Source organism: Saccharopolyspora sp. NPDC050642, from assembly GCF_040654735.1.
Lineage (GTDB): Bacteria > Actinomycetota > Actinomycetes > Mycobacteriales > Pseudonocardiaceae > Saccharopolyspora > Saccharopolyspora elongata.
Window position 1 is genome coordinate 163,433 of record NZ_JBFAIN010000009.1, and the last position, 12,804, is coordinate 176,236.

The window sequence follows — 12,804 nt, forward strand, 5'->3', positions numbered from 1 at the left end:
CCACTGGGGCTCTCGGCGAGGACAGCCCCAGCGTGGTGTATTGGACATACATGAGTCGGGGATCCCACAGCGAGGCGGCGACGACAACTCCCGCAGGGGGGCCGCTACCCGCACCGCTAAGCAAACCACTTTCGAAGCACTCCTCAGCTCAGCGGGGGCGGATCATGTCGGTGGCCGCCAGCGAGGCCAGCGCCCGCCGGAACGACGCGCGGCGCGCCTCCGGGACGGCCAGCAGCGCGTCCTCGACGGTGGCGTGGTCGCCGAGGCCCCGCACGAGGTCCACCAGCTCGGGAACTTTCAGGAACGACAGCTTGCGGTTGCCGAAGTGGTACGCGAGCGCCCCGAACGGCTCGGGGCGCAACGCGACCTGCGGATTCAACCGGTAGCCCTGGCTCGTGTCGAACTCCGCCGCGGTGGTCATCAGTAGACCCCGCACATCCCGTCGATCGAGACCTCTTCGACCAGCAGTTCCTCTTCGACCGCCGGTTCGGCGGCGGCAGTGCCCAAATCGTGCTGTTCGTCAGCCATGCGATGCTCCTCGTCGAGCGGGCCGACCGAGGTCGGCCACCGGCCACTTGTCGGCCACCGTATTTGCACCGAGTGCATTTTGGAAGACCTGGAGACGCATCCGTTGGGGCAGAACACGATCGGCTCAATTCCGCGACCCGGCGGTCGACGGCGGGTGACCACCGCCGCCGAGCTGGAGCAGGTCGCGTTCGAGCTCTTCGACGAGCAGGGTTTCGAGCAGACCACCATCACCGACATCGCGCGCGCGGCCGGCATCGCGCGCCGGACGTTCTTCCACTACTTCCCGTCGAAGAACGACATCCCGTGGGGCGACTTCGACGGCGAGCTCGACCGGATGCGCGCGGATCTCCGCGCCGCGCCGCCGGAAAGCCCGCTGATGGACGCGATCCGGCACTGCCTCGTCGAGTTCAACCGGGTCGCCCCGGAGCAGGTTCCGGCGCACCGCCGCCGGATGCGGCTCATCCTCGGGGTGCCCGCGCTGCAGGCTCACTCGACGCTGCGGTTCCGGGCCTGGCGGCAGGTGGTGGCGGAGTTCGTCGGCGACCGCCTGGGCGAACCCGCGGACGGCCTCGCGCCGCAGGCCATCGCCCACGCGACGCTCGGCGTCGCCGTCGCGGCCTACGAACAATGGCTGGACAGCGAGGATTCCGACCTCAGCGAGCTGCTCGACACCGCGATGCGGGAGCTGGCGGCCGGATTCGGTGCGGCAGGTCGGCCGGACGCCACGCGGTGACGCCCGGCCGACCGTTGATCAGTAGTCGGCGTCGCCGTAGATGACCATGCCGCGCAGGTTCTTGCCGTCGCGCATGTCCTGGTAGGCGGCGTTGATGTCCTCCAACCGGTAGGTGCTGGTGATCAGCTCGTCGAGCTTCAACGTGCCGTGCCGGTAGAGCTCCAGCAGCCGCGGGATCTGGGTGCGCGGGCTGACGCCGCCGAAGATGGCGCCCTGCACGCGCTTCTGCAGCAGGGTCAGCTCGAACAGGTTCACCGAGGCGTCGATCTGCTGGTAGTGGCCCATGCCGACGACCACGACCTGGCCGCCCTTGGCCGTCATGCTCAGCGCCGGCTGCAGGTCCTCGCCCTTGACCTCGCCCTTGGTCAGGATGACGGTGTTGGCGTTCTGCCCCCAGGTCAGCTCGCCGACCGGGCCCGCCGCGTCGGCCATCGACTCGAAGGCGTGCGTGGCGCCGAGTTCCAGCGCCTTCTCCCGCTTGAACGCCACCGGGTCGACCGCGATCACGTAGCGCGCCCCGGCGGCCGCCGCGCCCTGCACCGAGTTGATACCGACGCCGCCGACGCCCACGACCACCACGGTGTCGCCGGCGCGGGTGTTGCCGACCTCGGTCGCCGAGCCCCAGCCGGTGGACACGCCGCAGCCCAGCAGCGCGGCCTTGTCCAGCGGGACGTCGTCCTCGATCTTGATCACCGACGCCTGGTTGACGGTCACGTACGGGGCGAAGGTCCCGAGCAGGCACATCGGCACCATCGGCTTGCCGCGCAACGACAACCGGTGCGTGCCATCGGAAATCGCCTTGCCGGTCATCAGGCTCCCGCCCGCGTCGCAGAGGTTCTGCATCCCGCGCGCGCACGCCCGGCACGACCCGCAGCCGGGGATGAACGCCAGCACGACGTGGTCGCCCTCTTCGATGCCGGTGACGTCGGGCCCGACCTTCGTGACCACCCCGGCGCCCTCGTGCCCGCCCACCGCCGGGTAGAGCGCGACCGGGCTCGCGCCGGTGCGCAGGTGCTCGTCGGAATGGCACAACCCCGAGGCCGCCAGCCGCACCTGCACCTCGCCGGCCACCGGGTCACCCAGGTCGATCTCCTCGATTTCCCAGTCCTCGCCGGGACCGTGCAGCACTGCAGCCTTGGTCTTCATGTCCCACTCCTCGTCGAATGGCGTTCAAGGTCACATATGGCCACCCGAGCATGGAAAATCCGGGGAACGCCGTCAAGGGGTGATCACCAGTGGGCTGCCGGAGCAGAACTCGCTTGCGTCGAAAGGGGATTCCTAAGAGGCTGTTTCGGAATGCGGCGTCAGCCGCATGCGGTGAGGGACTCAGCTCGCACCGCCGCGGGTTCTCAGGCTGTGCCCGCCCTTCTGGGCTACTCAGCGCCGTGTATTGGTCATGCACGAGTCGGGGATCCCGGAGTCCAGACGGCGGCCGTAACTCCCGCAGGGGGGCCGCTACCCGCACCGCCACGCAAACCACATTCTGAAACCATTCCTAACTCGGGTTGTCGCGGACGACGAGCACCGGGCACGGCGAGTGGTGGATCAGCTTGTGGCTCGTCGAGCCCAGGTGAGCTCCCGCGACGCCGCCCCGGCCGTGCGCGCCCACCACGACGAGCTGGGCCTCCGCGGCGCGGGCGAGCAGTTCCCCGGTGGGCGATCCGCGACCGACGAACCGCCGCACCTCGACGTCGGGGAACCGCTCGGGCCAGCCCGCCAGGGCCTCGGCGACGAACCGCTGCTCGTTCTCGCTGACCTCCTCCTCGGGCAGCCGCGCCCGCAGCCACCTGAGGTCGATCCCGACCACCTCCCAGGCGTGCACGACGTGCACCGGCACCGCCCGGGACGCCGCCACCGCGAAGGCGTGCGCCAGCACCTGCTCGGAGGACTCGGCATCGTCCACCCCGGCCACCACCGGGCCGGTCACCGGGAAGGTCAGCGGCTCACCGGTGTCCGGCACGACGGCCACCGAGCAGCGCGCGTGCGCGGCGGCCTTCACCGCGACCGCCCCGGCCAGCAGGCCGGTGAACCCGCCGAACCCGCGGTCCCCGACCACCAGGAGCCCGGCCTGCTCGGACTCCGCGATGAGCACCTTCTCCGCCGTGCCCCGCACGGCCGCGGCGTCGATGGGCACCCCGGGTTCCTGCTCCCGCGCGGCGTCCGTGCTCGTCGCGAGCCAGCGGGCGACCTCGTCGCGGAGGTGGTGCTCCTTCGCCCGGTGCGAATCCGCCGGCACCGGCTGCGCGGCCGCGTCCGCGTAGACGATCCGCAGGCCGACCCGCCGTCGCACCGCCTCGCGCGCCGCCCAGCGCGCGGCGTTGCGCGCGACCGCCGAGCCGTCCACGCCCACGACCACAGGTCCGCCGTCCATCTCAGCCTCCCGGTGCCTGTCGCGTCACGACACCAGGGTGGTCCAGGAGTCCTCGGCTCGCGCGCTCAGCGGGTCGGCATGCGCCCGGCGACGAACAGCTCGGTGTTGCGGTCGCCTGGCTCGCCGAGCTGCGCGAGGTCGGTGTGCGGGTCGTTGAACGACAGTTCCCGGTACAGCGAGGCGAGGCCCGCCGGCGAGCGGTCGTCGTAGTCGGCCTGGTACGGGCTGTCGGCCTCGATCAGCGTGGTGAACAGCGACAGCGTGCCGTCGCCGTTGTCGACCAGCTCGATGACGCGCGCGAGCTGCGGGAAGTCCACATGGGACGCCGTGTTGATCTCCCAGAAGCCGCACGCCGGATCGTCGGCGTGGTGCGGCGTGATCGCGTTGCGGTGGGTGTGCCCGTTGACCCAGGCCAGCACGTTGGGGAAGCGCTTGAGCAGCCGCACGACCGCGTTGCCGCTCTTGCGGATCTCGCCGGGCCTGCGGAAGTCCGGCAGCAGCGCCGTCATCGACGCGCTGGTGTGGTGGCTGAACAGCACGAAGAGCTCGTCGGACGCGGACTGCCGCTGCTTGCGCCCGAAGGCGTCGTAGTACTCCGAGCTGCCGCGCGTGAGCACCTCCTCCAGCCATTGGTACTGCGCGAGCCCGAGGGAGCCTTCGGCGAAGCCGGCGGTGTTCGTGCTGTCCAGGCTGATGCCGGTGACGCCGGGCGCGATCGGGAAGGTGTAGTACGGCTCGGTGTGGTCGGCGTCGAAGCCGTGGCCGACCGGCCCCGGCCCGGTGTTGGCCGGGTCCAGGTGGGCCTGGATGAACTCCTCGGTCTTGAACGGCCGGCGGCGCTCGTCCGGCGTGACGGTGCGGATGATGCCGCTGCGGGTTTCCACCGCCAGCGCCGACCGCTGCCGGTCGCCGCGCAGGAGGGCGGCGACCTCGCGGGTCTCGCGCTCGTCCCGGCCGATGATCTTGCGCGAGCCGGTGTACCAGTTGTGCAGGCCCGGGATCAGCTCGTCCGGCACCGTGCCGACGACGGCGTTGTCGTGGTTGCCGAAGACCGCGTACCACGGGATGCGCAGCCCGGGGCTGTCGAACGGCCGGAGCGCGTCCGCGAAGAACCCGTCCAGCACCGGGAAACCGAGCTCGCGGAAGCGGTCCGCGACACCGCCTTCGGGATGCCAGTACAGCGGGTCGCCGGAGTTCTGCACGCCCTCGTAGTTGCCGGGGTCGCCGGTGTTCTGCGCCAGCCGCCCGCCGTTGAGCACCGCGAAGTACCAGTCGAGCTCGGCCTGCTCGTGGTTGTCGGTGCTGTCGCCGGTGGTGATCATGAAGTCCAGCGGCCGGCCGGTGACCGGCCCGCCCGGCAGGGCGTTGACCCGCTGCACCAGGTGCGCCGCGGCCAGCGCGCCGAGCGTCTCCTGCGGGCGCCACGCCCCGCCCGTCAGCGGGTGCACGTACTCGAACCGCGCCGGGCTCTGCGCGTCCACCAGGTGCAGGTCGGTGAACTGGACGAAGGAGGCGATCGGCACCCGGCGGTCGTCCCGGCCCGCGCGGCCCTCGACCAGGTCGGTGCGCACCACCTGCGACCAGCCCGGGCCGGCCACCAAGCGCCGGTAGCCGCTGCCCGGCGCGGCGACGGCCGTGCGCTGCAGGGTCGTCCCGGCGGCGTTGACCACCCTCGGGTCGGCACCCCTGGCGAGCGCCGGGCCGGCGCCGAGCAAGCCGCTGCCGAGGACGGTTCCGGTGATGCCCGCGGCCCGGAGGAAACCGCGCCTGCTCATCGCTGCCATGTTTAGTTCCCAGTCCTCGCGTCCCTGATCAACCAACTGATCAGAAAATCTTTCATGTTTACCGGGCGCAGCACACCCCCGAGCAGGTGACGATCAGGAGAACGAGACCCGACGAATCGACCACCGGGCCGCTCGGTCCACATCGGCCGGTCCCGGTCGTGAGCGCGAGGACCGGCTCTCGCGCTCCTGCCCCCGGCCCGGCCCGCCGAGCAGCGGGAACCGGGCGAGCGCGGGTCGCGTCCCAACCGACGCGCGGTCGACGAGAACGAACGGCGGCGCCGAACATCCGCCCCGGAGGAACGCCGCTCCATGATGATCTTCGCCGCGCTCACCCTGCTCGCCGCCTTCGGGGTGGCGGCGCTCGGCTTCCGCGATCAACGCGCGCTGTGGTGGCGCTTCCAGGCCAGGTGGTACCGGAATCCGGAGGCCGGCGAGCCCTCGGATGCGGCGTTCGTGGGGCATCGCGTGGTGTGGTTCCTGCTCGCCGGATGCCTGGCGTACTTCGCCTTCCAGCTGTACCGCACCACCGACGACCTCTCGTGGAGCGGCGGCGAGGTCAGGGCGGCCGCCGAGGACGCTGCCGCGCAGCTGACCCCAGGACGACGACGGCACGCTGCGCGATCCGCTCGACAACAGCTTCACCTGGCACATCGAGGACGCGTTGCGGAACTCGGACGTGGACGAGATCGGGCTGCTCAAGGTGACGCGGATCGGCGAACCTCCGGCGGAAGGCGCCGTGGAGCAGGAGTGCCAGGTGACCGTGGAGCGGTACACCATCAGCGCCGACGACGTCGCGGTGTGCATGACGGTCGCCGCCACCACCGTCGGCGAAGCGGGCTCTTCGTCGCCGTACCTGCCGCCGACCTATTCGTACGCGCTCTCGGCCACCGTCGCCGACGGATCCTGCTGAGCTTCAGACCAGCGGGCGGCCCGTCCTGATCCGGCGCCGCAGGTCCCAGAGGATGAGGTTGAACGGGAACCGGCGCACCACCGGCGGCACCCGCCGCACGATCGCCGCCAGCGCCGACATCAGCGCGTCGAACCGGCGCTGGTCCCGGCCGTTCCACGGCAGCCGCATCTCCGCGCGGAACCGCTCCGGCAGGAACCCGGTCGTCACGAACCTGTTGAAGCGGCCGAAGAGCAGCGCCGCCGGGCGCGGCAGCCAGGCCAGCATCGTCACGTCGTAGAGGTAGGCGCGCACGGTGTCGTCGATCGAGATGCGCTCCAGCGACTCGGCCCAGTACTCCTCGAAGGCGGCCCGGTCCGGCGGCCACGCCTCCGCAGGCACCTGCAGGGTCGTGCCCAGCACCGCGCCCTCCCGGTAGAAGGCGTCCGCCGTGGCGGCGTCGGGCTCGCCGAAGAAGATCCGGTGGTTGTCCTCGAAGCCCTTGTACAGGCAGGCCGCGACCCACAGCTGCAGGTCCGGGTCGAAGGCGTTGTAGGCGACCGGGCTTGAATCCGTCGAGCGCACCTGCGCGTGCGCCCGGTTCACCCCGCGCCGGAACAGCTCCCTCTCCCGGTCGGTGCCCATCGCCGCGACCACCAGGTAGGCCAGGGTCGTGCGGGTCCGCTTCACCGGGTGCCGGAACAGCTGGCCGGATTCGACCCTGCTCTCCACCACGCCGTACCCCACCCCGGGGCGGGCCAGCTGCATGATCACGTTCGCGTTGCCGGCCAGCAGGCCGACACCGAGCACCGCGTCCTCGATCCGCCTTGCCTTCGTCGCCGAAACCGTCACCGCCGCCACCCTCCGCACCGAGGCTCATTCTGCACACGGCCGTTCCCAGATAGGGAACAGCGGTCCCGGCGATCTGTCAAGATGAGCGGATGAGCACGTCTCCACTGCGGGTCTACGGCGGAGTGCAGGGCGATGACCGCCAGGCCGAGCGCCGGGCGCAGTTCATCGAGGCCGGACTGGACCTGCTCGGGGCGCCGGGCGACAGCCCGACCCTGACGGTGCGCGGGGCGTGCCAGCGGGCGGGCCTGGCGACGCGCTACTTCTACGAGAGCTTCGCCGACCGCGACGCGCTGGCGGCGGCGGTGTACGACCACGTCGTCGACGACCTCGCGACGACGACGCTCGACGCGGTCACGTCGGCGGCGCCGGGCGAACGGGCCAAGGTCCGGGCGGGACTGGAGAACATCGTCCGCACGATCGCCCACGACCCGAGGCGCGGCCGGCTGCTGTTCTCGATCTCGCTCTCCAGTCCCCTGCTGGCGCAGCGCCGCCTGGACTCCTCAAGGCTGTTCGCCGCACTGCTGGGCGGTCAGGCGAAGGACTTCTACGGCATCACCGGAACCCCGCACCTCGAACTCACGACGCACTTCATCGTGGGCGGCCTGGCCCAGACCCTGACGGCCTGGCTGGACGGCACCCTGGACGTCGACGAACCCCGCCTCATCGACCACTGCACCGAGATCTTCCTGGCCATAGCAGCAGGATTCACCACCTGACCGACCAAATCCCGCGCCCCGGGGCGCCCGGCTCCCCAAGGTCGTGCCGCAATTTCCATTGAAATCGAACCTTCGATTTCAATGGAAATTGCGGACCCACCGGGACGCGAGGACCTGTGGTCAGGCGTGGTCGGTGATGTCGAGGGCCGTGCGGACGATCGTGTCCGCGTCCAGGCCGTGGTAGCGGTAGACGTCTTCCAGGGAGCCCGACTGGCCGAAGTTCGTGACGCCGAGGTGGGCCGCCCGGACCCGGTTGATCCCCGCCAGGAACGCCAGCGTGTGCGGGTGTCCATCTAGGACGGTCACCAGCGGGTTCGCCCGGTGCGCCGGGAAGACCTGGTCCAGGATGCCCGCAGAGCCACCGGCTCCCTGGCGCGCCCGCAACGCCTCGAACAGCAGGCCCGGGCTGGTCACGCACACCACGTCCGCGCCGACGCCCTGCGCTTCGAGCCGGTCGGCGGCCGCCAGCGCTTCGGGCACCAGCGCGCCCATCGCCGCCAACGTCACCTCCGGCGCCTCGTGGCGGCGCAGCGGGTACGCGCCGCCGATCGCCAGGCGGCGGCGGCGTTCGCGGGCGGCCGGGTCGGCGGGCACCGCCGCGAGCGTCTGGTCGACCGGCCGGGTCGACAGGCGCAGGTAGGCGGAGCCGCCGTCGGGCCTGCCGAGGCGGGCCAGCGAGGCCAGCAGGCACCACTCGGTGTCGATGGCGAACGCCGGCTCGTAGCTGGTCAGGCCCGGCTGTTCCAAGCCGATCGACGGCGTGATCACGGACTGGTGCGCGCCGCCCTCCGGCGCGAGGCTGACGCCCGAGGGCGTGCCCACCAGGATCGACTGGCCGCCCGCGTACATCCCGAACGACCACGGTTCCAGCGCGCGCCCGACGAAGCAGTCGTAGACCACGCCGATCGGCAGCAGCGGCTGGCCCCAGCGGCTCCAGGTGGCGCCGAGCTCGCCGAGCAGCCCGACCAGGTTCGTCTCGGCGATGCCGAGTTCGATGTGCTGACCGGCCGGGCGTTCCCGCCAGTGCAGGATGGTCTCGGCGTCGTCGGCGAACCAGTCCACCCGCTCCGTAGGCGACCACACGCCGACCTTGTTCAGCCAGCCGCCCAGGTTCGTCGACGAGCTGACGTCCGGTGCCAGCGTCACGATCCGCGCCGCGGCGTCCGGCGCGCCGCGCGTCAGGTCCAGCAGCGCGCGGCCGAGCGCGGCCTGCGTGGTCGTGGTGCCGGTCGGCGTCCGCCCGATGTCCGCCGGCAGCTCCGGCGGCGACACCTGCGGGCGCTCGCGGCGGCGCAGACGCGCGGCGGCGTCGGAGCACCACTGCCCCGCCGGGCTGCCGGCCTCGAAGCGGTGCCACGGGTCGTTCAGATCGGCGCCGACGTTCTCGGCGAGCTGCTGCATCTGCTCCGCGCTCAGCAGCGAGCCGTGGTTCTGCGGGTGGCCCTCGCTGGCCAGGCCGTATCCCTTGACGGTGTAAGCGAAGATGACGGTCGGCCGGGTGTCGTCGATGGCCCGGAACGCGCCGTCCAGCGCCGCCAGGTCGTGCCCGCCGAGGTTGCGGATCGCCGCAACCAGCGCCTCGTCGTCCACATCGGACAGCAGCCGCGCGATCTCGCCGCCGTCGGCACCGGGCAGCCGCTCGCGCAGCTGTTCCGGCGTGCAGCGCAGCAACCGCTGGTACTCCGGGTTGCTCATGCCGTCGATGCGCGCCCGCAGCGCCTCGCCGCCCGGCCGGGCGAACAGCTCTTCCAGCAGCCGCCCGTACTTCAGCGTGAGCACCTGCCAGCCGGCGGCGGCGAACATGCCTTGCAAGCGGTTGGCCGCGATGTTCGGCACGACCCGGTCCAGGGACTGGCGGTTGAGGTCGACGATCCAGACGACCTCGCCGAGGTCGGCGACGGTCGGGTCCATGATCGCTTCCCAGCAGGCGCCCTCGTCCAGCTCCGCGTCGCCCAGCAGCGAGTACTGCCGCCCGGTGCCCGCGCCGCCGACGTGGCTGTCGACGTAGCGGCGGGCCACCGCGCCCCAGATCGGGGCGGTGGCGCCGAGTCCGACCGAGCCCGTGGAGTAGTCCGCGGGGTCGGGGTCCTTGGTGCGGCTCGGGTAGCTCTGCAGGCCGCCGAACTCGCGCAGCGTGGTCAGGTGCGACTCGTCGAGCTCGCCGAGCAGGTAGTTGATCGCGTGCAGCACCGGCGACGCGTGCGGCTTCACCGAGACCCGGTCCGCCGCGGTCAGGTGCTCGAAGTACAGCGACGTCATGATCGACACCATCGAGGCGCAGGACGCCTGGTGCCCGCCGACCTTGAGCCCCGAGGCGTTGGGCCGCACCCGGTTGGCGTGGTCGATGATCGCGGCCGACAACCACAGCACCCGCTGCTCGACCTCGCGCAGGGATTCGGCCGTCGCCGCCTGGACCGGTGCCGCGCTGGTCATCGCGCCTCCTCGGGAAAGTTGCCACATTGCTTCGACGAGAACACCAAGAGCACAATCACTGCACAAGTTCTGGACCCTATTTTGCGCATTCTGCACCGGCACGGCTCGGTGCGAGCCGACGGAGGTGAGCATTGTGCCCAGCGCCGACACGCTCGACGAGGTGGACATCCGGCTGCTGCTGGCGTTGCGGGAGGAGCCGCGCGCGACGGTGGTCGCGCTGGCCGAACGCGTCGGGCTGTCCCGCAACACGGTGCAGGCCCGGCTCGCCAAGCTGGAGCCCAGGCTCGGGTCGTTCGAGCGGCGCATCGACCCGGCCTCGCTCGGCCACCCGCTGACCGCGTTCATCACCGTGCAGGTCACCCAGCAGATGCTCGGCGAGCTCGCCGAGTCGATGGCGCAGATCCCGGAGGTCGTCGAGGTCTTCGGCCTCACCGGCGCGACCGACCTGCTGGTGCGGGTGGTCGCGGTCGACGCCGACGACCTGTACCGGATCGCCGGGCAGGTCCTGGCGACGCCGGGAGTGGAGCGCACCAACTTCGCGCTTGCGATGCGCAGCATGGTCGACTTCCGCCTGACCCCGCTGCTGCGCAAGGCCCTCGCCGAACTCGAGCAGTGAGGCGAACGGACCGTTCACTCCACCTACCAAGACGAACGGCCCGTTCGCCTCACTCCACCGAATCGCCGATGTGAAGCGAACGGACCGTTCACTCCGCCTAGCGCGGTGAACAGGCCGTTCGCTTCAGCCTTCGGCTCGGGCGATCTCGGCCCGGACGCCGAGGAGGCGGACCGGGCGGTCCAGCGGGAACCGGCCGAGGGCCGTCTGGGCCGCGCCGTCGATCGCTTCGGCGTCGCGGGTCGGGGCCGGCAGGGACACGCCGTGGGTGTGGGTGGCGAAGCGGGAATCCCGCACCTTCACGACGACGCGGCGGGCCAGGGCGTCCTCGGCTGCGAGGTCGTCCGCGACGACGTGCGAGAGGCGGGTGATCTCCGAGCGCATCTCGGCCTCGTCGCGCAGGTCCTGCTGGAAGGTGACCTCCCGGCCGTGCGAGCGGGCCTGGTAGGGCTCGTCGGTGACCGGGGTCGAGTCGTAGCCGTGCGCGAGCGCGACGAGCCACGGCCCGATGTTGGGGCCGAATTCGCCCGCGAGGTCCGCCATCGCCGTCCGCGCCAGGTCGCCGACCGTGGCGATGCCGCGCGCGGCGAGCTTCTTCGCCGTCTTCGCGCCGACGCCCCACAGCGCTTCCGGCGGCCGGTGCGCCATCACCTCGACCCAGTTGGACATGTCCAGCCGGAACACCCCGGCCGGCTTGGCCAGCCCGGAAGCCAGCTTCGCGCGGAGCTTGTTGTCGCCGATGCCCACCGAGCACGCCAGCGCCGTGCGTTCCCGCACGTGCTGCTGCACCGATCGGGCGGTCAGCTCGGCGTCCTCGGTGTCGACCAGCATGAACGCCTCGTCCCACCCGGCGACCTCCAGGATGCCGCCGACCTCTCGCAGCGCCGCCATCACATCGGCGGACGCGGCGAGGTAGGTCTCGCGGTCGGCGGGCAGGAACACCGCCTCCGGGCAGCGGGCCGCCGCAGTGCGCAGCGGCGTGCCGGAGCGAACCCCGAACTCGCGGGCCTCGTAGGACGCCCCGGCCACGACGCCGCGCTGCTTCGGGTCGCCGGAACCGCCGACCAGCACCGGCCGCCCGCGCAGCTCGGGATGGCGCAACAGCTCTACGGCGACGATGAATTGATCGAGATCCACGTGCAGCACGACCCGTTCCACGCTGCCAGCATCGACGCGTTCCGGGATTTGCGCCAGAGAGCCTGTTCCAGACTCGTCCTACGTGGCGGTGCAGGTTGCATGCGTGGGCTAAGCGGCTGCGCCGCTTCAAAGACAACAACCGCCCTACCGCACCCCGCACCGGGCACGTCCAAAACAGCCTCTAGAACGGAAACCTCGCGCCATCATCCACATCGGACACCGCCGTCGCGCGCGGCGGGGCGGGTGCGCGACACTGGTGGCGTGAGCAAGCGAAGCGCCGGCATCCTGCTGTTCAAGGTCGAGGACGGATCTCCGCAGGTCCTCGTGGTGCACCCGGGCGGCCCGTTCTGGCGGAAGAAGGACGCCGGTGCCTGGTCGATCCCGAAGGGCGAGTACGAGCCCGACGAGGACGCGCGGTCGGCGGCGGTCCGGGAATTCGCCGAGGAGACCGGCATGCCGCTGACCGACCGCGAGCTGTCGCCGCTGGGCGAGGTGAAGCAGCGCAACGGCAAGCTCGTGACCGCCTGGGCCGTCGAGGGCGACTTCGACCCGACCGCGTTGCGCAGCAACGAGTTCGAGGTGGAGTGGCCGCCGAAGTCGGGCCGCCGCCAGAGCTTCCCGGAGGTCGACCGGGCCCTGTGGTGCGATCCGGGCACCGCCCGCGAGAAGCTCAACGCCGCCCAGGCCGAGTTCGTCGACCGCCTGCTCGACCTGCTGCGCACCACCGGCCGCCTGGCGCGATAATCCGTTG

Annotated in this window: 14 protein-coding genes; 5 read left to right on the top strand and 9 right to left on the bottom strand. The window is 71.4% G+C overall.

Features of this window, described 5'->3' with window-relative positions; all coding sequences use genetic code 11:
• Window positions 1-148: 148 nt before the first annotated feature.
• Both mftB and mftA read right to left on the bottom strand, forming a co-directional pair.
• Window positions 149-421, bottom strand: a complete 273-nt coding sequence (gene mftB, locus AB0H93_RS16990) for a mycofactocin biosynthesis chaperone MftB (protein WP_093275776.1) — start codon at window positions 419-421, stop codon at window positions 149-151.
• On the bottom strand, window positions 421-528 hold the full coding sequence (gene mftA / locus AB0H93_RS16995; RefSeq protein WP_358304006.1) for a mycofactocin precursor MftA: 108 nt from the start codon (window positions 526-528) through the stop codon (window positions 421-423). The genes mftB and mftA overlap by 1 nt, the downstream gene beginning before the upstream one ends.
• A 154-nt stretch (window positions 529-682) precedes the next feature.
• Here mftA and mftR point away from each other — a divergent pair, with 154 nt between their 5' ends.
• Window positions 683-1,261: a mycofactocin system transcriptional regulator gene (gene mftR / locus AB0H93_RS17000; RefSeq protein WP_358573224.1), complete on the top strand. Its 579-nt coding sequence runs from the start codon at window positions 683-685 to the stop codon at window positions 1,259-1,261.
• A gap of 18 nt (window positions 1,262-1,279) precedes the next feature.
• Here mftR and AB0H93_RS17005 read toward each other — a convergent pair whose 3' ends face one another.
• The 4 genes from AB0H93_RS17005 to AB0H93_RS17020 all read right to left on the bottom strand — a co-directional run bounded on the left by AB0H93_RS17005 (window position 1,280) and on the right by AB0H93_RS17020 (window position 6,058).
• Window positions 1,280-2,407, bottom strand: a complete 1,128-nt coding sequence (locus tag AB0H93_RS17005; RefSeq protein WP_358573226.1) for an NDMA-dependent alcohol dehydrogenase — start codon at window positions 2,405-2,407, stop codon at window positions 1,280-1,282.
• A gap of 349 nt (window positions 2,408-2,756) precedes the next feature.
• Window positions 2,757-3,632 carry a universal stress protein gene (locus tag AB0H93_RS17010; protein ID WP_358573228.1) on the bottom strand — a complete coding sequence of 292 codons (876 nt, stop codon included), beginning with the start codon at window positions 3,630-3,632 and terminating at the stop codon, window positions 2,757-2,759.
• A gap of 65 nt (window positions 3,633-3,697) precedes the next feature.
• Window positions 3,698-5,407, bottom strand: coding sequence for a TIGR03767 family metallophosphoesterase (locus AB0H93_RS17015; protein ID WP_358573230.1), 1,710 nt, complete (start codon window positions 5,405-5,407; stop codon window positions 3,698-3,700).
• Between the two features lie 102 nt (window positions 5,408-5,509).
• Window positions 5,510-6,058, bottom strand: coding sequence for a hypothetical protein (locus tag AB0H93_RS17020; protein WP_358573232.1), 549 nt, complete (start codon window positions 6,056-6,058; stop codon window positions 5,510-5,512).
• Between the two features lie 19 nt (window positions 6,059-6,077).
• Between AB0H93_RS17020 and AB0H93_RS17025 the strand changes: the two genes are divergently transcribed.
• Complete coding sequence (locus AB0H93_RS17025) at window positions 6,078-6,326, top strand: hypothetical protein (RefSeq protein WP_358573234.1); 249 nt, start codon at window positions 6,078-6,080, stop codon at window positions 6,324-6,326.
• Between the two features lie 3 nt (window positions 6,327-6,329).
• Here the strand turns inward: AB0H93_RS17025 and AB0H93_RS17030 are convergent, their stop codons facing one another.
• The gene (locus AB0H93_RS17030) at window positions 6,330-7,172 is read right to left on the bottom strand and encodes an oxygenase MpaB family protein (RefSeq protein WP_358573236.1); all 843 of its coding nucleotides are present in this window, start codon (window positions 7,170-7,172) and stop codon (window positions 6,330-6,332) included.
• Window positions 7,173-7,243: 71 nt separating this feature from the next.
• On the opposite strand from AB0H93_RS17030, the gene AB0H93_RS17035 reads away from it, so the two are divergent.
• Window positions 7,244-7,870, top strand: a complete 627-nt coding sequence (locus AB0H93_RS17035; RefSeq protein WP_358573238.1) for a TetR/AcrR family transcriptional regulator — start codon at window positions 7,244-7,246, stop codon at window positions 7,868-7,870.
• A 120-nt stretch (window positions 7,871-7,990) separates the two neighbouring features.
• Here the strand turns inward: AB0H93_RS17035 and AB0H93_RS17040 are convergent, their stop codons facing one another.
• Window positions 7,991-10,303: a pyruvate dehydrogenase gene (locus AB0H93_RS17040; RefSeq protein ID WP_358573240.1), complete on the bottom strand. Its 2,313-nt coding sequence runs from the start codon at window positions 10,301-10,303 to the stop codon at window positions 7,991-7,993.
• A gap of 133 nt (window positions 10,304-10,436) precedes the next feature.
• On the opposite strand from AB0H93_RS17040, the gene AB0H93_RS17045 reads away from it, so the two are divergent.
• Window positions 10,437-10,919: an Lrp/AsnC family transcriptional regulator gene (locus tag AB0H93_RS17045; RefSeq protein ID WP_358573242.1), complete on the top strand. Its 483-nt coding sequence runs from the start codon at window positions 10,437-10,439 to the stop codon at window positions 10,917-10,919.
• A 123-nt stretch (window positions 10,920-11,042) separates the two neighbouring features.
• On the opposite strand, the gene AB0H93_RS17050 is transcribed toward AB0H93_RS17045, so the two are convergent.
• Window positions 11,043-12,074, bottom strand: a complete 1,032-nt coding sequence (locus tag AB0H93_RS17050; protein WP_358573244.1) for a DNA polymerase IV — start codon at window positions 12,072-12,074, stop codon at window positions 11,043-11,045.
• Between the two features lie 240 nt (window positions 12,075-12,314).
• Here AB0H93_RS17050 and AB0H93_RS17055 point away from each other — a divergent pair, with 240 nt between their 5' ends.
• Window positions 12,315-12,797 carry an NUDIX domain-containing protein gene (locus AB0H93_RS17055; RefSeq protein WP_358573246.1) on the top strand — a complete coding sequence of 161 codons (483 nt, stop codon included), beginning with the start codon at window positions 12,315-12,317 and terminating at the stop codon, window positions 12,795-12,797.
• The last annotated feature ends 7 nt before the right edge of the window (window positions 12,798-12,804 follow it).

Coding starts and splice junctions, on each gene's coding strand:
- AB0H93_RS17005 (WP_358573226.1), bottom strand. CDS start 2,407: ATGAAGACCAAGGCTGCAGTGCTGCACGGTCCCGGCGAGGACTGGGAA.
- AB0H93_RS17015 (WP_358573230.1), bottom strand. CDS start 5,407: ATGAGCAGGCGCGGTTTCCTCCGGGCCGCGGGCATCACCGGAACCGTC.
- mftB (WP_093275776.1), bottom strand. CDS start 421: ATGACCACCGCGGCGGAGTTCGACACGAGCCAGGGCTACCGGTTGAAT.
- AB0H93_RS17040 (WP_358573240.1), bottom strand. CDS start 10,303: ATGACCAGCGCGGCACCGGTCCAGGCGGCGACGGCCGAATCCCTGCGC.
- AB0H93_RS17035 (WP_358573238.1), top strand. CDS start 7,244: ATGAGCACGTCTCCACTGCGGGTCTACGGCGGAGTGCAGGGCGATGAC.
- mftA (WP_358304006.1), bottom strand. CDS start 528: ATGGCTGACGAACAGCACGATTTGGGCACTGCCGCCGCCGAACCGGCG.
- AB0H93_RS17010 (WP_358573228.1), bottom strand. CDS start 3,632: ATGGACGGCGGACCTGTGGTCGTGGGCGTGGACGGCTCGGCGGTCGCG.